We start from the raw sequence: 21,138 nt of genomic DNA, 5'->3' as shown, positions 1-21,138 counted from the left end.
CAGATGAAAGCCAGCAAAAAAAAGACTATTTTGCTGCTTTTGACAAACATCCATGGGATAAAATTTAAATATCCGCTGGACATATCCAACATCAGTATATTTATGCAGACGAATTTATTTGATCATATTACCAAACAATTCGACCTCCCTTTTACCAATCCGGTCCTTATCTTTTCACTGATTCTTTTCATCATTCTGATTGCCCCTATCCTATTGGGAAAGATCAAAATTCCGGGCATCGTAGGTTTTATCATTGCCGGGATACTCATAGGCCCCAATGGCTTCAATATCCTGAAGAAAAACTCGGCAATAGAATTGTTTTCTACCATTGGCCTGTTATATATTATGTTTATCGCAGGTATAGAGCTTGATCTTGCTGATTTTAAACGTAAGAAACACAAGAGTTTTGTATTTGGGCTGCTCACATTTGCCATCCCCATACTTATTGGCTTTCCTGTGTGTTATTTTCTGCTTCACTACTCCATGCTCACGTCCATTCTTACAGCGAGTATGTTTGCCACGCATACGCTGGTGGCTTATCCTATTGTCAATAAGTTCGGCATTTCCAAAAATGAAGCGGTTGCAGTTAGTGTGGGCGGTACCATTTTAACTGACACTGCTGTACTGATCATTCTGGCCGTTATCATGGGGTCGGTTCACGGTCAGCTCAATACAGCTTTCTGGATTCAGTTAGGAATTTCCTTAACGATATTTACAGCTACCGTATTTATTGTGATCCCCAGGATTGCCAAATGGTTCTTTACCAAACTGGAAAGTGAAAAAACCTCACACTATATCTTTGTACTGTCGGTTGTATTCTTTTCAGCCTTTCTGGCGCAACTGGCCGGCATAGAGCCAATTATTGGTGCCTTTGTTGCCGGTCTGGCACTCAACCGCCTGATTCCACACTCCTCAATTCTGATGAACAGGATCGAATTTGTAGGCAATGCCCTGTTCATCCCATTTTTCCTGATCAGCGTAGGTATGCTGGTAGACCTGCGTGTACTGTTCCGCGGACCTGATGCCCTGATCGTAGCCGGTTCTCTTACCCTGGTGGCTATCATCGGGAAATATATTTCGGCTACCTTTACCCAGTGGATCTTTAAGTACACAAAAAATCAGCGTTTACTGATCTTTGGACTCAGCAGTGCACATGCTGCAGCCACACTCGCCATCATCCTGGTAGGCTATCAGGCCAAAATTATTGACGACAATATCCTGAACGGAACCATTATCCTGATCCTCGTTACCTGTGTGGTGGCTTCCTTTGCGACAGAGCGGGCAAGCAGGGCAATCGTTTCTGCAGAAGAGATCACCGGGCCCGATCAGCATTATGCTGAAAATATTCTGATCCCGATTGCTGATTTCAACAATATGGACGCGATGCTGGATCTGGCTGTACTCTTTAAAGACAAGGACAGCCCTCAGCCAATCAGCCTGCTGTCTGTAGTTCCGGATAGTGACAACGCACAGTCTAACCTGCTTATTGCAAGAAAAAAACTCAATGATTCTGTAAAATATGCTTCCGGCAATGGAACCGATGTAGAAGTTATTGCCACACTGGACCATAATGTGCCCAGCGGGGTATTACGCATTGCAAAAGAGAAATCTGCAAATATTATTATTACAGGCTGGCGCAGGCGTACTACTGTGATTGACAAGTTTCTGGGCGACAAATCCTCAGCCCTGATAGAAAACTCTCCTGCAAATCTGTTTATTCTCCATCTGGAAAGACCAATCACGGTACATAAAAGTATCCAGCTGGTATGCCCTCCTGCCGATCTGATGGAAAAAACAATGGGTGTATGGTTGTCCAAGGTATGCAAGCTGAGTTCTGAACTGAGTCTGGATATTATCTGCTATTGCGATGAACCTACGCAGCTGCATATAGAACACTTCCTTTCTGCCACGCGTTCCAATGCCAACTTTATTTTTAACCCCACTGAAGTGTGGAAGGAATGGAAGCTTCTGAAATCAAGATTGATGACCGACGATCTGCTCATTTTTGTGCTCGACAGGAAGGTTGATGCTACCTATCTGCTGTCTCAAACGTATACACAAAGCAAGCTTGAGCAACTGTTTGAAAAGCAATCCAGATTACTGATCTATCCACAAACCTGATCCTGATTTCAATTCCTGTTCTACCAGCCCCTTCTTGTACGCAGTGACAGGATCTGCTCCGCATGGTGTTTTCCATGCCAGTTGTAACTATTGGCCATCTGCCAGAGCGGTACATTTAACTGGTCTCCTGGATGATAATATTCACGCTTCCAGTCTTCATCTGTCATCTGCATCATCAGCGAAACCCAGCGCCTGTGCAGCGCATGGATCAGCGTTATGGATACATTTAATGGAACATCGGTTACATCCGGAAGCTCAGCCCAGGCCTTTTCGTCATAAGGTTTAATCACCGGACGCTCTTCAGTAACTGCAAGTTTCATCCTGATGTAGGCATTCATGTGACTGTCAGCCACATGGTGCACCACCTGGATGACCGTCCAGCCGCCCTCCCGGTAAGGGGTGTTCAACTGCGCTTCATCCAGGTTTTCGATACAGTAATCAAATAACAAAGGAACTGATCTGATAGAACCTATCCAGCGGTCAAGGCTTTTTTGATCGTATGTTTCCGCTGGCACAAACCGTCCTACCGGGTAGCTGTGTAATTCTAAGTGCTGATCTTGTTCCGGGTTGCCCATCATTACATATTGTTTATGCCCAAAGATATTAAATTAATTTATCCGGTGTAATCGGTAAATCACGCACCCGTTTTCCGGTAGCATTGTAAACAGCATTGGCTACAGCCGGTGCAACTCCGATAATTACGATCTCGCCCAGTCCCTTGGAACCCATCGGATTGAGGTAAGGATCCCGTTCATTGACGAACATCATATCCATCTGAGGGATATCTGCCTGTACCGGAACATGGTAATCTCCGAAACTCGCAGTCACTGTCCGGCCAGTCCGGTCGTCCAGCACCACCTCTTCCATCAGTGCCATGCCTATACCGCCCACAATACCGCCCATCGACTGGCTGCGTGCAGTTTTAGGACTCACTACTGTACCGCAGTCGATTACAGACACTGCATTCTTTATTTTTACAACGCCGGTGAGCTCATGTACATGGGCTTCAATAAAATGGACAGAGAAAGAGTAAAACGAGTACTTTTTACTTTCCTCACCCGGTGCAGCATCCCCTTTAACCACCAGTTCTGCAAGATTATCCTGACTGAACAGCGAAGCAATTTCAACTTTAGATGAAGCATCATCAGAATTGATCAGCTGGGTGCCAACGATCTTAATATTTTTAGCGATGGCGTTTTTCCATTCCGGTTTTTGCACCGCCGCACGTTTAGCCAGTTCTACCTTCAGGTTATCGCAGGTCGCTACGATAGCGGAGCCTACAGTTGCCACAGTATTTGATCCGCCCTGCATCGGTGCTTTGGGAAATGTAGAATTTCCCAGCTGAAAGCTGATCTTTTCAGGCGCCAGCCCCAGGTTTTTAGCGGCTATCGCCGTCATGGAAGTGGCCGTGCCCGGGCCTATATCCGCAATAGCAGACTGCAGCAGCAGCGTACCATCCGGTTTAAAGGTAGCCTTGGCAGATGCCCCACCGCGAAAAGCACCAAAGGTACCTGTAGCCACTCCGTAACCTATTTTCCATTCTCCTTCCTGATTTGCATCAGGCTGCGCTTTACGTTTATTCCAGCCTATCTTTTCTGCGCCCAGTTCATAACATTCCTTCAGGTAGTTACTTGACCAGGGCATTTTCTTATCAGGATCCTGCGAGGCATAATTCGCCAGCCGCAGGGCGATAGGATCCATATTGAGTTTATAGGAAAGCTCATCCATAGCACACTCCAGAGCAAAGGAACCTGTAGCCTCCCCTGGACCGCGCATTGGGGCAGGAGTACTTACATTCAGCGGTACAATGCGGTATTTGGTATCTACATTAGGAATATCGTACATCATGCGCGACATGATCAGCACATTCTCTGTGAACTCTTCATACATTGATGTTTTTCCGTAAGAGGCATGAGACAGCCCCACTATCTTTCCATCTTTAGAAGCTCCGATAGCTACTTTCTGTAAAGTATAGGGACGGTAACCTACCATATAGGACATCTGGTTCCTGTGCAGCACCAGCTTAACCGGTTTCTGCACTTTCTTTGCCGCAAGGATAGCCACAATCTCATGGGGCCATACTCTTAGCGCAGAGCCGAAAGCGCCACCTACATAGGTAGAAAGTACCTTTACATTTTCCGGAGGAAGCTGAAAAGACTTGGCAATACTTGCTGCCGTTTGCTGCGAACCTTGTGTCTTATCAACCAATGTCAGTTTATCAGCTGCTTCCCAGGTTGCAATAATGGAATGCGGTTCCATCGGGTGATGTGCTTCTGAAGGCTGGATATATTCTTCGTTTACCTGGAACTCGGCATCCCTGAATGCTTCTGCTTTGCCCCTCAGAAAATCTGTAGTAAATCCTTTCGGATCTGATTTTGCTTTTTTGGGCACGACAGCCTTCGACAAATTGTCTTCGAGATTACTGTATGACTGCTGTTTTGCGTAGGTCACTTTTACAAGTGAAGCTGCGTAACGGGCCCTTTCAAAAGTATCCGCTACTACCACAGCTATTGGCTGACCGTTATAATATATATTGGGACTGTCAAAAACACGCAGTTGCTTCTGGATCACATCCTGATTCTGCAGTTTGTATTCAGGAACCCCTGGTGTGTTCAGATGTGAAATCACGGCAATTACGCCCGGTGCCCATTCTGCTTTTTTTGTATCCAGTGCAGTGATTACGCCCTGCCCGATTGTACTTTCTACCAATACCCCATAGGTGAGCTCAGGAAGTTGTACTTCTGCCGTGTATTTTGCCGCGCCCATCACCTTCACTCGGCCGTCAACACGTGACATTGCCGTTTCCATATCTGCGTTTTCTAAATGTTTCTTGCTCATAATCTACGCTTTTACGCCCGAGGCTGTTTTTAATGCCTGGATCATTGTGTTTGGCGCCAGCTTTAACTTAAAAGCATTGTGCTCATAAGCTTTCGCTCCCTTCATCGCCAGTTCTGCGGCCATTTTAAAATTTTCTACCGTTGCCTGTTTGCCTTTCAGCAGCTGCTCTGCTTCTGTTAAGCGCCATGGCTTATGTGCCACACCGCCCATGGCCAGTCTGATGTCTCTGATTGCAGTACCATCCAGATCGATAGCCACAGCAACAGAGATCAGTGCAAAAGCATAGGATATACGGTCGCGCACCTTCAGATATGTGGTATGTGCAGCAAAATTATTATCGGGGATGACGAGGCCGGTGATGATTTCCTTTCTGTCGAGGGTAGTATCCAGTTCAGGATGAGTTCCCGGTAAACGGTGAAATTCACTGACCGGGATCTTACGGTCGCCTTTTGGGCCGGACACCAGAATAGTTGCATCCAGTGCTGTAAGTGCCACATTCATATCACTGGGATTTACCGCAATACACGAACTGCTGGCGCCAAATATCGCGTGCATCCTGTTATATCCTTCCAGTGCAGCACAGCCAGATCCGGGCACACGTTTGTTGCATGGGGCACTGATATCATAAAAATAGCCACAGCGGGTACGCTGTAATAAATTACCGCCCATCGTGGCTTTATTTCTTAATTGTGCCGAAGCGCCGGCAAGCATGGCTTGCGACAGCAGGGGCTGATATTTCAGTACATCTGCATTTCCGGCAGCTACAGCGTTTCTCACCGTAGCACCAATATACAGGGATCTTTCTTCTTTTTTGATGGCATCAAAACTCAGATGATTTACATCTACGAGTTTATCGGGCGCCATCACGCCATATTTCATTAGATCAATCAGGTTTGTGCCGCCTGCAACAAGTTTTGCAGCAGGGTCTTTAGACAGTTCAGCGATAGCTGCTGCAGGGCTGCTTACCCTTTTGTATTGGAAATTGTTCATATGGCACCTCCCTCCTTCACTTCCTTAATTGCATTTACAATATTTGCATAGGCACCGCAGCGGCAGATATTCCCGCTCATAAACTCCCTGATCTCTGTTTCTGAATTGGCATGTCCTTCATGGATACAGGCAACGGCCGACATGATTTGTCCCGGCGTACAGTAGCCGCACTGGAAACCATCATGTTTGATAAAAGCTTCCTGCATCGGATGCAGTTTATCTCCGTCTGACAATCCCTCAATTGTAGTAATTTTGGCACCATCATTCATTACCGCAAGCTGTAAGCAGGATAATGCTCTTACGCCATCGATATGTACCGTACAGGCTCCGCATTGTCCCTGGTCGCATCCTTTTTTGGTACCAGTCAGTTTTAACCGTTCCCTGAGCAGGTCAAGCAAGGTGGTCCGGGGCTCTACTTTTAAATTATGTTGTTGCCCATTGATCTCGATGCTCAGCGGCATCTGTTCTATGGCATCGGAGAGTTTTTCGTCTAATTTGAGATCAGATGCTTTTACAGCAGCCACCGGGGTAAGAGCAATGGCAGTGATCACGGAAGATTTTTTCAGGAAGTCGCGCCGCGAATTGCCTGACAACTCCTTTTCTTCCTTTTCCCGGGTATTATTTTCTATCATTAGCGTACATTATATTTTGATCTATCAACTTCTAATTTCGGCCATTTGTTTGATGAAAAGCCCTGTGATCACAGAGAAAATACAGTATAGAATGAATCTAAGTTGTTTTAGCTGATATGGTACTCTTCAAGCTTGCGGTAAAGTGTCGTCAGCCCTATACCCAGCAGTCTCGAGGCTTCGGTTTTATTATTCTGGGTATACTTTAAAACCTTCATAATGTGCATTTTCTCTACGGTTTCCATTTTCATCGCATCTCCTTCAACATTTCCCTGATGAAATTCGTACGGAAGCAGCGCTGCGTTCAGCACATGGCTATCAGCCAGGATCACTACCCTCTCGATCACGTTTTTCAACTCCCTGATATTCCCTTTCCAGGTATGGTTTTGCAACAGGCCTGTAAACTGTTCATCCATCATAAAATCAGGTTTGTTTACCTTTGCCGCAAACTGTTTGAGGTAGTGTTTGGCAATCAGGGTGATATCTACTTTCCTTTCTTTGAGGGAAGGCAGCTCAATCGAAAATACCGATAGCCTGTAAAAAAGGTCCAGCCTGAAGTGTCCTTCATCAGCTTCAGCTTTTAGATCTCTGTTGGTGGCCGCAATGATCCGCACGTTTACCTTTGTGGTCTGAGTATCCCCAACCTTGATAAATGTCTGGCTTTCGAGCACGCGCAGCAGCTTGGCCTGCAGGTCAAGGTTCATCTCCCCTATCTCGTCCAGGAACAGTGTACCTTCATTTGCTTCCTGCAGCAATCCTTTTTTATCCTTCTGGGCACCGGTAAAAGCCCCCTGTTTATAACCGAAAAGTTCACTTTCCAGCAGGTCGGGGTTAAATCCACTGCAGTTGAGCGCAACAAAAGGTTTGAGTTTACGCGGACTTTCATAATGTATCGCCTGGGCAAAAACCTCTTTACCTGTTCCTGTCTCGCCAAGCAATAAAACTGTAGTACCTGTAGGGGCAACTCTTTTGGCAAGGTCTATAGCTTGCAGGATGGATTTTGACTGGCCAAGAATGAAGCTGAAATCATATTGTTTCTGGATTTTGGATTCCAGTTCAAACACGCGGAACTGCAGTTTTGCCTTGTCCATCGCTTTATATACCAGGGGGATGATCTTATCATTATCATCACCTTTTGTGATATAATCAAAGGCCCCGTTTTTCATTGCCTTAACGCCATCCTGGATGGTACCAAAAGCCGTCAAGCTGATTACTTCCGTATAGGGTTTCAGGTCTTTAATCTGTTTAACCAGCTCAATACCGTTGATATCGGGAAGTTTAACATCGCTAATCACCACATGGATTTCCTGTGCAGCCAGGACTTTTAATCCTTCTTTTGCTGTATTTGCCTGGAAAACCGTAAAGCCTTCCAGTTCAATAATTCTGGCAAGAAGGCTACAAATCTTTTTTTCGTCGTCAATAATCAGGACACTTTGCTGCATGGTTAAGAATTTGAGCAAAATTACTGTTTAATAGATAATAAAAAAAGCTTCCATTTTTGATGAAAGCTTTTTAAAATTGTAAATCTTTTAAAAGGTTTTAGCGTACATTCTTTTGTAAACGAGCCAGACCGATTATCCCTAGTACTGAAGTTAAAACTACTGTTATCATACCGTTAATTTTTTGGTTAGTGTTCGAAGGTAAATATTTTTTTAAATAATCCAAACATTATTTGAAGTTCTGTGTATACCTACGTAAAACAAATTTCTGCGGATTTTTTCATCCTGAAATTTTCTTCTCTCCTGCCCTGAGCATCAGCCGGTAAACATTTTATCAGAAAGGCTCATTTAGCAAGTATTCCTGGTGATATTTGTTACTTTTACTCAGGTAAGCAGACAGCGCTCAAACTAATTTGTTTGCTGCATATAACAAAGCGTCGCTGCCAGTGTTTTAAGTTTACAATTTAATTTAAAATCAGATCGTTTGTTTAATTTGCCTCTTCATTTAAAACCGTCATCCGGAGAGAAAGACCTTAAATAAAAAATCTTATTTTTGACAAATCAATTTTATCATTTTGGCTAAGATCAAAAAGAACTCTCACAGGATCCTCTACAGAAAGTACTCCTCTAATATTAAATATATTATGATGGCGCTTACTGTACTTATCATTACTTTTTTCCTGCCTAAACAGCCCCGCTTCAGATACGAATTTCAAAAAGGAAGAATCTGGCTAAATAAGGACCTGATATCACCATTCAGTTTTGCGATCCTGAAAACGAGCCCGCAGGTGAATACAGACAAGAAAGATGCCTTGGAAAACGTTCTCCCGATCTACCGCTACGACCGTGATCTGTTTAACAATGTGGAAGAAGCCTATTCAAATGAATTTGATGTCAAATGGCGTGGCAATACTTTTCCTGAAGAAGGCAAGGAGTTTACCAAGGCCACTTCCCTGAGATTGCTCAAAAGTATCTACGATAAAGGGATCGTGGCTACCAATCCCAAACACCAGAAGGGCAAAAATTTTTACGATATCTCATTGCTCGATAATAACATCTCTACAACTGTAAGTACCCAGGATGTTTTCACTGTCCAAAGCGCACTGGATTATTTTAACAATACTTTTACTTCAGTGAACCTGAAAGAAAAGGAAGTGGTGATGAACCTTGTTGAAGATCACCTGCAGCCAAATATTGTATTTGATGAGAAGCTGACTGCAATTGTGCAGGACAATACCATCAACAGCCTCTCTACCACACGGGGGATGGTACAAAAGGGAGAGGTGATCATCGCTAAAAACAATGTGATCGATGACGAAGCTTACCAGAAACTGCAATCCTTTAAAGAAACATACGAAGCCCAAACTAAAACTATTGGTGACAGTAAACTGGTTTACCTGGGACAAATACTACTGGTGGCATTTGTATTGAGCCTGCAAATGGTATTTCTATACATGTTCAGGAAAGATATCTTTGCTGATAACAGACAACTCAGCCTGCTCCTTCTGGTGATCACTACGATGCTGCTGGCCTTAACCTGGTCCATCAAGTTAAACCTGCCAAGTGTCTATTATATCCCCTTCTGTATCGTTCCTATTATTATCAGGATACTATTTGACACCAGGCTGGCGCTGTACCTGCATTTACTGGTGATCCTGATTGCCGGGTTCTTTGTGCCCAACAGCTTTGAGTTTGTATTTTACGAAACTACTGCCGGAATGGTGGCGATCTACAGTATCAGAAACCTGATCAAGAGGGAACAGCTGCTGCTTTCAGCAATGTTTATCCTCAGCGCTTACTTTATCTGTTTTCTTGGTATTGCACTGCTGCGCGAAGGATCGTTTCAGGAGATTGAATGGATCAACTTTGTGCCTTTTGTAATCAGCGTACTGCTGTCGCTGCTGGCCTACCCGCTGATTTATGCTTTTGAACGTGTGTTTGGTATTACCTCTGATGTGGCACTGATCGAGCTGACGAATACGAATAACAAACTACTGCGAGAGCTCGCTTTCAAAGCACCGGGAACGTTTCAGCATTCGCTGCAGGTAGCTAATCTGGCAGAAGCAGCGATATTTAAGATCGGCGGAAACTCGTTACTGGTTAGGGCCGGAGCGCTTTACCACGATATCGGTAAAATTGAAAACCCGCAGTATTTTATCGAAAACCAGAATACCTCCCTCAGCCCGCATGATAAGCTGCCTTATGAACAAAGTGCCCAGATCATCATTAAGCATGTGCACAAAGGCATTGAGATCACCAGGAAGCATCAGTTGCCGGAAAGTGTGATCGACTTCATCAGGACGCACCATGGTAATACCCGTGTAGACTTTTTCTACCAGTCTTTTCTTAAAAATTCACCGGAAAAGTTTGTTGATGAAAATATCTTCAGATACCCCGGCCCTATTCCATTTTCTAAGGAAACGGGGGTGTTAATGCTGGCAGATTCGGTAGAAGCGGCATCAAGAAGTATCAAAAATCCGGATGCCCAAAACATAAATGACCTCGTAGAACGCATCATAAACTACAAATTGGAACAAAATCAATTAGATAATTGCGATTTAACGCTAAAAGATCTCGAAACTATAAAGCTGATATTCAAGACAATGCTCATGAGCATCTATCATGTACGTATAGATTACCTGCAAAACGTGTAAAATAATTTTTGCAAATATGTTTGAATTGCTATATTTGCAATCCCGAAAAACGGGTAACAATTTTAAACGGAGGGATGCCTGAGTGGCCGAAAGGAACAGTTTGCTAAACTGTCGTACTGGCAACGGTACCGAGGGTTCGAATCCCTCTTCCTCCGCTGAAATAGCTTAAAAAGCCTGCAATCTAACGATTAGCAGGCTTTTTAAGTTTAATTCTTATTTTTGATGGATTCTCTTCAAAGACACTAAGCATGCACAATTATCAAGCGCTCTTCGATTACGTTCAAAATCTTTCCGGCAAAACGCTTTCAGCGGATGATAAGCAAATATTTACCACACATTTTAAACCAAAAAGAATCCGGAAGCGACAATACTTTTTACAGGAGGGGGATGTATGTAAATATACCGGCTTCATTGTGAAAGGGGCCGCCAAGACCTTTACGGTAGATGAAAAAGGACATGAGCATATCTTAAAATTAAGTGTTGAAAACTGGTGGCTGACCGATTTTGAAAGTTTTTACAAATTGACACCAAGCCGTTTTAACATAGAAGCGCTGGAGGATATGGAGATCCTACAAATAACCCATGGCCTGGTAGAGGAATTCATCAAGCCGATTCCTGCCTTTTCAGCGATGCAAAACGTGCTTAGCCAGAATAACACCATTGCTACCCACAAAAGAATGCAGTCTTCCATCAGCCAAACCGGCGAAGAACGCTTTCAGGAACTTGTTAACGATTACCCCCACTTCATAAAGCGCTTCCCTCAGAATTTAATTGCCTCCTACCTGGGTTTAACACCGGAAACCCTGAGCCGGATCAGGAAGAATTCCTTAAAATAGATTGACATTTATCATGTGTATTTAATGACTTTTCATAAGATGCAGGTCGCCGCACCGCCGCATCTTTGGATTAACATTAAATGATAAAGATCATGAGTAAATTAAAGAACAAAGTAGCCGTAATTACAGGCGGAAATAGCGGTATTGGATTTGGAATTGCCGAAGCATTTAAAAATGAAGGAGCTGCCGGAGCTATTGTTGGCAGAAATCACGAAACTTTGGAAAATGCAGCTGCTCAGCTGGGCAATGACTTTGTAGCTATCAATGCAGATGTAACTGACCTCGGCGATTTAGAAAGAGTATTTAAAGATACCGCCGAAAAATTTGGTAAAATAGATGTACTGGTAGCCAATGCCGGTGCAGGAACAATCGGCACTGTAGCAGATATGAGCGAAGCTGATTACGATAAAAGCATGGACCTTAACCTGAAAAGCGTTTACTTCACTGTACAAAAAGCGCTGCCTTATATGAATGATGGAGGGTCGATCATTTTGATCGGGTCAAATGCTGCACATCGGGCATACCCATCGTTTGGGCTCTACGGCGCTGCAAAAGCTGCAGTAATCTTTTTGGCGAAAAGCTTTTCAAACGATTTGCTGGAAAGAAAGATCAGGGTAAATGTAATCACTCCGGGTACTACAGACACTCCCGCATTTGACAAATTCGTTCCTGCAGAACATATCGACGCTATGAAATCACAGTTTGCAGCTGTAATGCCAATAGGCAGGATCGGGCAGCCATCAGATATTGGTAAAACTGCAGTTTTCCTGGCTTCTGAAGATTCGTCTTTCCTGCTTGGCTCCGAACTTCTTGTTGATGGCGGCATGACCTACTTAGCTAAATAATCTTTTATTCACCGGCACAGGTTCAAACTTGTGCCGGTGATTAGCGGTAAATCCAGGTTTAAAGCTTTTTATTTCAAATAGAATGTCTGGCTAAAGGCACCGTTTACTGCAGCGTCCCAAACTTCAATGCGCATCCACTTCCTGCCTTTTAGGCGTGACTGAAACTTAAACTGTTCAGTGCCGTAAGCTTTGGTATACCTCAGGTCAATTTTCTCGCGGTATACCTTTTTGCCGTCACCTGATATCAGCTCAATAAAGTTCAGCGGAAAGGTCCAGCTCAGTTTTAAGCGGACATCCGCTGTACCCGCTGTGTTTAACAGGACGCTTTCACCGCTCAACTTTCCGTTTACCTTCAGTTCATGGATCAGTACTTCTCCGGTGGTGCTAAAGAATTTTCCCTGCTGCATGGTCTTCAGCAACGCTTTCCAACCATTATCATACTTGGGCAGACGGTCAAGCATCATGTAATTCACATTCATATGGGCGTACATCTCGTTCTGCCGGGTGATAGAAAACAAGTCAGCTTCTGCAATCACCGTTTTCTTTTCTCCCCAGTTGTTCATATCATCCATCAGATCAAGCACACGCTTACCGAGCCGGGGCTGTGAAAGATCTGCCGGCATCGCTTTCCAGGCAGCCCCCATAAATCGGTCAGATTTGAAAAAATCTTCATGCGCATAAGCATCCGGGGTATTCACAGAACCTTTGGTACGGGCATGTGCCGTCCAGGCAAGCCCCTGCTCTTCCTGCAGTAATTTAAGCATCTCAGTTTTGTCGCCAACATGGTATACCTTACCAAAACCCGGCTTTTGCTCTACAAAAGGCTGGCTGCTGCTGCGCGACATCACCCAATACACAGGTTTGGGAAAGATCTGCAGCCAATGCCCCCCAAAAAACTCATTGGGTTCTTCGCCGGGCAGCAACAGGAAGTCGCTGCCAGATAAGCGCCGGCATTGTTCAAACAAGGCTTTCAGTTCGTTGAGGCGTAACGAATCAGGCCCCTGAGGATGCGCAGTATAATGAAATTCCCCAAGGTGGACAATGTCCACTCCCATCCTCTTAAACACCTCTACAAACTCCGGTTTATCCGGTACTGGCTGATTAGCCAGTACTACCTTCATGATAAATTCATTATGAAAATGGCTGGACATGGTTTTAAACCCCGGTATAGCGGCATACCGGTCAGCATTGGTAAATTTCTTTACTGCATTTAAGGCATCAGCATTATCCTTTCTGCTGAGCAGGCAGAAGAAGTTGAGACGTTGCTGTGTTCCCGGCGGGGCGTTAAACCAGGGCACATAACGCTGATCACCCTGCAGCTCCTGGCGGATGCCGATCCCATATTCCGGTACACTATTCCGGTAATTCTTCCCAGACCAGATAAACCTGAGGTTAAACGCTTCATCAAGCGGATAAAAATACTGATGGGGTGCCGGGAAAACGGCAATGCTCCCCGTCTTGCCCTGAACAGCGATACTTCGGTACTTGACAGCCAGATTATGGGCACTGTCGGTATATTTAACCGCAGAAGACATCAATGAATCTTCTGTATTGATCCATGACAGTTGTTCCCACTTTTGCACTTTGCTGACCAGTCCCGCATCATATACAATCGCGGTCGCATCAGCCTGGGTAGACATCACAGCAGCGATATTAATCAGCGGACTTCCATTATAAAAGGTAACCTCCAGGACACCGGTAAAGTGGTCCGCAGTAAGCTTTCCAATCCTGACTACTGTCCGGCTGCCTGTACTTTCAACAGAAATTGAATCTTTTTTAAGCACAACCGGGAACATCTTAAAAGGTTTCAAAGGCACCTTATCAAAAAATATGTTCCATCCGTTCTGAGATACCAGATCGCGCCTGCCTATGCTGAGCAAAAATACGGGATCCAGTCCTTCCGATACCGTAACAGATTCCGTTTTTGTGCCTAAGGAGATTCGCCTGAACAAGGGAGCAGCGGAAGACAGATCAAATTGCACTTTTCCAAACTGTGCGTTACCTGTAGGCCATGTAATTTCAACCAATTGATTTTCCCGGGTGACTTTTGCTTCGCCGTTATTTTTAAACAGCCTGGCATCCAGCTTGACCTGGGCCTGCGAACAGGTTATTGAAGCCACAAGGACTGCCATCAAAAATAGAGTTCTGAAGTTCATATCTGGTAGAATGAATTTCTAAACTACAGAATTCTGCTTTCATTAAGGAGCCCAAAAGGAAATCAATCAGCTTTGTTACTGCGCTGCTCTAAGGGAAGATCCCCTGATATGCAGATCGGTTTTCAAAACGATGGATTGTGAACTGATGTGCTGAGAGGAAGTATTTAACCGGTTTAATAATACAGTAATTACATTGTCTGCAATTGCTTCTATTGGCTGGGAGATCGCCGTTACAGGTGGGGAATGCATTTTAAATACATTATAGTCATCAAAAGATACTACTGCAAGATCCGAAGGAACCTGAATTCCCAGATCAGTGATCACCTGTAGTCCGCATGTGCCCACATGGTTGGTACCAAAAAAAACAGCATCAAGATTTTTGTTTTTCTTGAGAAAGGCGGTAATTGGGCCGATAATCAGGTCGTCGTTTTGGTTGAAAGCTATTTCTTTCACAAAAGGTTTGTAACCGCTTTCTTCAAGCGCTTTATTGTATCCGTCAAGACGGGCCAGCATTTGCGACTGGTTTGAGGAAAAGGTTACGTAGGCGATCTTTTTGAAGCCCTGCTCAGTAAGATGTTTTGTGGCATTATACGTGCTGAACATATTGTCGATCTCAACCAGATCAGTTTTAACATCATTCAAATGTCTGTCAAACAATACCACAGGCATCTTTGCCTTCATTAAAGCACTGATTTCATCCTCTATACCTTCCGGCGGAGCAATAATGTAACCATCAACATGCCTTTCACGAAACATACTGATCAGATCGCGGGTTTTTGCGGGATCATTATCCGTGCTGCAATAAATAATTTTATATCCATTTTTATAGGCACGGTCTTCAATTAAACGGGCAATAGAAGCAAAGAAAGGGTTTGAAATATCTTCTACCATCAATGCAATAATGTTCGACTTACCCGTGCGCAAGCTTTGTGCAAGGGGATTAGGCCTGTATCCTACCTCCTCTATAAATTTTTGCACCCGTTCAACAACTTCCCTGCCGATCCGTTTTTCTTCAGCGCGGCCGTTTAGGATAAACGATACTGTAGTTTTTGAGACATGTAGCTCACGGGCGATATCCGCTATTGATATTTTTTTCAATTGCTGTTTTATGATCAAAGGTAAAACATATTTATTATTAAATAACCCCTATACTACTTTTAAATCGGTTTACTATCTTCTGATTATCCCCGGTTCTTATAATGGTTTTATCTTTTCATAAGTATAGCCAAACAAAAATATAACTGTATAACATATGATAGGCAGGTAATAGGCACTGGCTATATTGTGGTTGGCAATGAGCCCCATTAGCGGCGGAAATATTCCGCCCCCTACTACCCCCATCACAATAAATGATGAGGCTTGCTGTGTTTGGCTGCCCATATTTTTCAGCCCCAGACTGAATATCGTGGGGAACATAATACTGAAAAAGAAATTGATAAAGAGTAATGCAATGAATGATATCCAGCCAAAGCCCTGTGCCACAATCAGGCACATCAGGATATTACATAATGCAAAGCCTGCCAGCAGCTTATGCGGCGCTACATAACGCATGATCAGGGTGCCCGCCGTACGGCCCCCCACCATCATCACCATGCTCAGCGAAAAGAAATATCCCGCCTTCTCATCGCTGAAATGCATGATTTCGTGTCCGTAATTGACAAAGTAAGCCCAGGTTCCGCCTTGTGCGGCCACATTAAACAATTGCGCAACAACGGCAAAAGCAAAGTGTTTGTGTGCAAACAGTTTCTTAACAGTTTTGCCTTCGGGCATTGATGCTCCGGTTGCAGCATGGGCGTTGTGCAGGAGCGGCGGTATTTTAAGAAATGTGAGGGCAATCCCTATCAAAAAAATTACTGTCCCTATACCAATGTACAGGTGCTTCACTGACACCAGGTCGCTGGAATGCTCCTGGCCAGCTTTCAGAATAAAGTAACTGCCTATCAGAGGGCCAATTACTCCTCCAAGGCCATTAAAAGCCTGGGCAAAGTTAATCCGCTGGTCGCTGGTCCGCTGGTCTCCCAAGGCGGCTACAAGGGGATGTGCTACAGTTTCCAGGGTTGCCAGACCGCAGGCAAGAATAAATAAGGCGAGCCTGAAGAAATTAAATGAAGCCGTATTGGCAGCGGGAATAAACAAAAATGCGCCTGCAGCATATAAAAAAAGGCCAAGCATCAGCCCATTTTTGTAACCGAACTTTCTCATAAATAGTCCTGCCGGAATGCCCATTACGGCGTAAGCCCCAAACATTGATAGCTGTACCAATGCTGAACGCGATTTTGACACATGGAGTACGTTTTGAAAATGTTTGTTTAATACATCGCCCAGCGTTAGTGCCAATCCCCACAACAGGAATAGTATGGCCATGGTTAATAAGATCAACAAATACTTACGTTCGGTAAACTTGGGTTTAACATCCATCAGGAGCGGCTTATAATTTGGTTACCCAAGATAACTCAAATGTTCATTTTATTGAAATCTAACGCTCTTTTTCAGCAGCAGCTTTAAAGTACTTGCTGAAAAACAGGAAATGGTAAAAAATGGAATTGGCCCAGTAGTCCCAGGTATGGCCTACCTGATACTGGTCGGCCAGATCTTTGATAGCAGGCACCTTATTGATCCAGTCGCCATAATTACCGCTGAAACCATGCAGTAAGTAAATCACCGGTATTTTTTTTGCTGCATTATAACCAGAGGGTTCAATTACCACTGCTTTAATATCTTTATGCATTGCTGCACTATGTGTCACTACAGTATCTACAGTAGCGGCCTTCGTTTGAAAATACAATCCGAAAGACAGGAACACAGCCAGAGTAATTTGTTTTGTAATCATATTCCTGATTTTCTATCTTATTTACTGATCGCTGAGATTTCGATGTGATGCGTTACCGGTTTATTGATCGCATAGATCTGTTCGGTCAGTACATCCATCTCTTTTTGCCAGGCATCACGCAGGCTTTTGTACCGGGCACGGCTGTAGTTGTCTTTATTGCCGTTGACAAACATGTCCTTCAGGGCGTATTTCTTCACGCTGTCCATAGCCGCTGTATTGTCTTTATACAACAGTCCCTTTCCTTTCAGAAAGTCATACTGCATCCAAATGTACATACGCAGGCGGCGTTCAATATCCCATCGCTCCTCATTGAGCTCCCGGATTTGAATAGCCTGCTGGTATTGCGGCGTTTCAGTGAGTTCAGCCAGGTTGATACCTTCAGAAAATTGCTTTGCAGACCAGCGCCCGATTTCCTCACCATCAATCATCAGGCGGTAGTTTCCACTTTTCAAATTTTTCACGGCAAGCAATTCCTGGTTAAATTCTTTAGTAAAGGGAATCACTTTCAATGCGGCCGACTGAGGTTTACGGTTACCCCAGCCGCGTGCCACTGTATCCAGCGGATAGGGCAATGAACGGCCCAGGTAGTCGAAGCTTAAGCTGTTTGCAGATCCTGCGACATGGGTTATTGCGCAGTTTACAGCCTTTTCAATCTTATTGCCTGAAGCATTCAGTTTCATATCAGCCACTACCTGATGATCCAGGCCCTGCGCCTTTAAGAAGATGGAGGCCATTACCAGGTGTCCATCATTATCCGGATGCACCCTGTCATTGGGGGTAAGGCTGAATGTTGAATCTTTCAGTTGTTCCCGTTTATTTATTTCTGTCATCGGATGAAAGAAATCTACAAAACCCCAGTGGTTATTCTTTGCAGATTGTTCCTGATGAGAGACAATAGAAGCCAGTGCCGCACTTTTGTGCGGGTAGATATTATTCTTTGTGAATTTGGTTGTCTCATCATATGGTGAGCCCCCTATCAGAATAGTCCTGATAGCCGGTTTTTGTTTCAAACGGTTCTCGAGCAGCGCGTAGGTCTGATAGGTGCTGATCATTTTTTTATCAAAAGTCTGTTGCCCCTCTGCACCAGTCCACTCAAAGTAACCGCTGTCGTTCATGCCCCAGGTGAGGGTAAGTACCGTCGGGTTGCGGGAGAGCACATCTGCATCAAAGCGGTCCGCAATCTGCCCGATCACATCGCCGCCTACACCTGCATTAAAACACGTAATCCGCATATTGGGGAAGTGTGTCATATAGTACAGCCAGATGTAGGAATGATAATGCCCGCCATCAGTAATACTGTTACCTACAAAAACCACACGGTCGCCCGCTTTAAAAGGCGCTACACTTTGTGCGTTTGCCATCGGAAGAAATCCGATGCTGCTTATCAGTATAAAAAAAAGTTTCTTCATGATTTTACATTTAGGTATGATTAAAGGGTTCATTTAATACCCCAGCTTTTGTTGGGGATGGGCGACATGGTTAACTCCAGGACGCCTCCGGCAGCGATATCTTTAAAATCGATATAACATTTGTTGTACACCTTTCCATTGAGCCTGGCGCTGCGGATGTATGTATTTTTGTCTGAATTGTTTTTAGCTACAATAGTGAAAGTCCGGCCCGGAGCATAAAGGGGATCTAACCGGAATGTCACCTTGTTAAATACGGGGCTTGTGATTTCCTGGCGCGTATCACCCGGGCAAACAGGATGCAGGCCGGCAGCCGCCAGCACATACCAGGCAGACATCTGTCCAACATCTTCGTTGCCCACCAGGCCCTCTACCCCATTCCTGTAAGCCCTGCGGCATATCTCCCGGGTCCATTTCTGGGTAAGCCAGGGGTTGCCCAAACGGTTGTAAAGGAAAGGCACATGGTGCACCGGCTCATTGGCCTGATTGTAATAATCGTTCCACATCATATTATCTGGTGTTTTTTCGAACAGCTGGTTCAGGTCGGCTATGGTTTTTTCCTTCCCGCCCATCAGTTTCGCCATTCCCTCAACATCATGTGGCACAAACCAGCCCTGCTGGTAAGGGTTGGTTTCGAAAGTGCCATACCACTGGGTAAGCCGGCCCGCAGCTGGCCATGCAGCCCATTGACCGTCCTCATTCCTGGGACGGAACCAGCCTTTTTCCGGATCAAAAATATTGCGGTAATCCTCACTCCGGGCGGCATATTTGGAAGCATCTGCCGGATGTTTTAACCAGGCAGCAAGCCTGGAAACGCACCACTCAGCGTACGCGTATTCAAGTGTAAGCGCGATGCTGTTGGAACCAGGCGTAAAACCGCGCTCTCCATTGCCAAACTTTTCAACAGAACCTACTGAAAGTGCATAGGCTTTTGCCACATCAAAATTACGGATACCTTTTGCATAGGCATCTGTGATGACAGATACCGCAGGATTGCCAAACATACAGCCGCTATAAGCATTGAGCAGTTCCCAGCGTTCCAGATAGTTTTTGTTCTTCTCGGCGGCCAGTGTGACCAGTGAATTAATCACATCATTTACCAGCGAAGGGTTGATGATTGTTTGCAGCGGCATCTGGCTGCGAAAAACATCCCAGCCGCTGAATATGGTACGTTTGCGGAAAGAAGCAGGATGGTGTGCTTTCTGATCTCCTCCAAAGTACTGGCCATCAACATCAGTAACAATCCTGGGATCAATCATGGTATGGTACATGGCAGTATAAAAGACCGTCCGCTGTTCCGGTGTACCTCCCGCGATATTCACTTTTGCCAGGGCCGTATTCCATGATTTCACAGCGCGCTGCCGCACAGCATCAAAATTCCAGTCTTTGATTTCAGCAAGGAGGTTCTTTTTAGCGCCGGCAATGCTGACATATGAAATACCGGATTTAAATAATACCTGCTCATTTGCATCAGTTTCAAAGTCGGCATAAAAACCCAGATGTTTCCCCTCCTTGTCTCTGAGACCTTTAAAGACTGCAGAACTGGCAACAATACTTTGATAAGCAGCGCTTTCTATGTCCTCACGCTTGCGGCTTTGTCCTTCTTTGATGTCAGCGCTCCAGATACCAAAGTTTTTAAGCGGCTTGCTGAATTGCGCATAGAAATAAACCGTGTAATCCGCCTGCCCATCTCCATTGCCCCAGCCGCCGCCTTCAGGAGTGCATTTCATCCATCCTTCAATGGTATTGGCATTTACAACTTTTACAGATTGTAATGTTGAGGTACCGCCCACCCGCCTTGCCAAGTCAATCTGGATTCTGGACCGGCTATTTTTAGGATAGGTAAAGCGCAGGATACCACTGTGTGCTGCAGCCGTCATCTCGGCTTTAATCTGATGATCTGACAGCAGCACGCTGTAATATCCCGCAGAAGCTTTTTCAGTTGTTTTAAGGTAGGCCGATCTGTATCCGCCATCAGGATGTTCCAAGGTGCCCGCGCTGGTTTTCAACGGCCCTGCGGCAGGCATTACCAGAAAATTTCCCATATCTCCAAACCAGCCAATACCGCTCATCTGAGTGAAGGCAAAGCCCTCTATACTTTTATGCTCATAGCTGTACCCGGAACCATTATCGCCTCCGGTGATGGTATTCGGGCTAAGTTGCACCATTCCATAAGGCGTGGTGGCCCCCGGAAAAGTTTTGCCAAGGCCATGGTAAATACCTGCGGCAGAGGCGCTGCTGCTGGCCCCGATAAAAGGATTGATATAGGATGCTGCATCCTGCGCATTTACAGCGTCAGCAAACAAAACTGAAATGACAAGCGCCAAAATGGTACAGTATCGTGGTCTTTTAATCAACATTATTTTTCTTATTTCGTATGGAGTTCAAACAGGA

Annotated in this window: 15 protein-coding genes and 1 tRNA gene; 5 read left to right on the top strand and 11 right to left on the bottom strand. The window is 44.8% G+C overall.

Going from position 1 to position 21,138, the window contains the following annotated elements; genetic code table 11:
• The first annotated feature begins 102 nt into the window (after positions 1 to 102).
• Entirely contained in the window at positions 103 to 2,121 is a 2,019-nt protein-coding gene (locus FN831_RS04410) for a cation:proton antiporter (RefSeq protein WP_142526999.1), read from the top strand.
• Positions 2,122 to 2,141: 20 nt separating this feature from the next.
• Here FN831_RS04410 and FN831_RS04405 read toward each other — a convergent pair whose 3' ends face one another.
• The 5 genes from FN831_RS04405 to FN831_RS04385 form a co-directional block, all read right to left on the bottom strand.
• Entirely contained in the window at positions 2,142 to 2,699 is a 558-nt protein-coding gene (locus FN831_RS04405) for a YfiT family bacillithiol transferase (protein ID WP_246101338.1), read from the bottom strand.
• Between the two features lie 25 nt (positions 2,700 to 2,724).
• Positions 2,725 to 4,959 (bottom strand): xanthine dehydrogenase family protein molybdopterin-binding subunit, encoded by a 2,235-nt coding sequence (locus tag FN831_RS04400; RefSeq protein ID WP_142526998.1) that lies wholly within the window; start codon positions 4,957 to 4,959, stop codon positions 2,725 to 2,727.
• A gap of 3 nt (positions 4,960 to 4,962) precedes the next feature.
• On the bottom strand, positions 4,963 to 5,949 hold the full coding sequence (locus FN831_RS04395; protein WP_142526997.1) for an FAD binding domain-containing protein: 987 nt from the start codon (positions 5,947 to 5,949) through the stop codon (positions 4,963 to 4,965).
• Positions 5,946 to 6,581 carry a (2Fe-2S)-binding protein gene (locus FN831_RS04390; RefSeq protein WP_142526996.1) on the bottom strand — a complete coding sequence of 212 codons (636 nt, stop codon included), beginning with the start codon at positions 6,579 to 6,581 and terminating at the stop codon, positions 5,946 to 5,948. The genes FN831_RS04395 and FN831_RS04390 overlap by 4 nt, the downstream gene beginning before the upstream one ends.
• Before the next feature lie 107 nt (positions 6,582 to 6,688).
• On the bottom strand, positions 6,689 to 8,020 hold the full coding sequence (locus FN831_RS04385; RefSeq protein ID WP_142527214.1) for a sigma-54-dependent transcriptional regulator: 1,332 nt from the start codon (positions 8,018 to 8,020) through the stop codon (positions 6,689 to 6,691).
• Between the two features lie 572 nt (positions 8,021 to 8,592).
• Between FN831_RS04385 and FN831_RS04380 the strand changes: the two genes are divergently transcribed.
• From FN831_RS04380 to FN831_RS04365, 4 genes are all read left to right on the top strand, one after another.
• Positions 8,593 to 10,671 carry an HD family phosphohydrolase gene (locus tag FN831_RS04380; protein ID WP_394348275.1) on the top strand — a complete coding sequence of 693 codons (2,079 nt, stop codon included), beginning with the start codon at positions 8,593 to 8,595 and terminating at the stop codon, positions 10,669 to 10,671.
• Between the two features lie 68 nt (positions 10,672 to 10,739).
• Positions 10,740 to 10,826 (top strand) — tRNA-Ser (locus FN831_RS04375).
• Between the two features lie 93 nt (positions 10,827 to 10,919).
• Positions 10,920 to 11,507: a Crp/Fnr family transcriptional regulator gene (locus FN831_RS04370; RefSeq protein WP_142526995.1), complete on the top strand. Its 588-nt coding sequence runs from the start codon at positions 10,920 to 10,922 to the stop codon at positions 11,505 to 11,507.
• Between the two features lie 92 nt (positions 11,508 to 11,599).
• Positions 11,600 to 12,352 (top strand): SDR family NAD(P)-dependent oxidoreductase, encoded by a 753-nt coding sequence (locus FN831_RS04365; RefSeq protein ID WP_142526994.1) that lies wholly within the window; start codon positions 11,600 to 11,602, stop codon positions 12,350 to 12,352.
• A 68-nt stretch (positions 12,353 to 12,420) separates the two neighbouring features.
• Here the strand turns inward: FN831_RS04365 and FN831_RS04360 are convergent, their stop codons facing one another.
• From FN831_RS04360 to FN831_RS04335, 6 genes are all read right to left on the bottom strand, one after another.
• A complete protein-coding gene (locus FN831_RS04360) occupies positions 12,421 to 14,508 on the bottom strand; it encodes a CehA/McbA family metallohydrolase domain-containing protein (RefSeq protein ID WP_142526993.1) in 2,088 nt (695 codons plus the stop codon).
• Between the two features lie 75 nt (positions 14,509 to 14,583).
• Positions 14,584 to 15,606, bottom strand: coding sequence for a LacI family DNA-binding transcriptional regulator (locus tag FN831_RS04355; protein WP_246101336.1), 1,023 nt, complete (start codon positions 15,604 to 15,606; stop codon positions 14,584 to 14,586).
• Positions 15,607 to 15,702: 96 nt separating this feature from the next.
• Complete coding sequence (gene fucP, locus FN831_RS04350; protein WP_142526991.1) at positions 15,703 to 16,926, bottom strand: L-fucose:H+ symporter permease; 1,224 nt, start codon at positions 16,924 to 16,926, stop codon at positions 15,703 to 15,705.
• A 58-nt stretch (positions 16,927 to 16,984) separates the two neighbouring features.
• Positions 16,985 to 17,338, bottom strand: a complete 354-nt coding sequence (locus FN831_RS04345) for an alpha/beta hydrolase-fold protein (protein ID WP_142526990.1) — start codon at positions 17,336 to 17,338, stop codon at positions 16,985 to 16,987.
• A 17-nt stretch (positions 17,339 to 17,355) separates the two neighbouring features.
• On the bottom strand, positions 17,356 to 18,747 hold the full coding sequence (locus FN831_RS04340) for an SGNH/GDSL hydrolase family protein (RefSeq protein WP_142526989.1): 1,392 nt from the start codon (positions 18,745 to 18,747) through the stop codon (positions 17,356 to 17,358).
• Between the two features lie 29 nt (positions 18,748 to 18,776).
• Positions 18,777 to 21,104: a GH92 family glycosyl hydrolase gene (locus tag FN831_RS04335; RefSeq protein WP_142526988.1), complete on the bottom strand. Its 2,328-nt coding sequence runs from the start codon at positions 21,102 to 21,104 to the stop codon at positions 18,777 to 18,779.
• Between the last annotated feature and the right edge of the window lie 34 nt (positions 21,105 to 21,138).

Source organism: Pedobacter westerhofensis (genome assembly GCF_900182595.1).
Taxonomy (GTDB): domain Bacteria; phylum Bacteroidota; class Bacteroidia; order Sphingobacteriales; family Sphingobacteriaceae; genus Pedobacter; species Pedobacter westerhofensis.
Note: the sequence above shows the minus strand (reverse complement) of the source record. Positions and strands in the feature narration are given on the sequence as shown.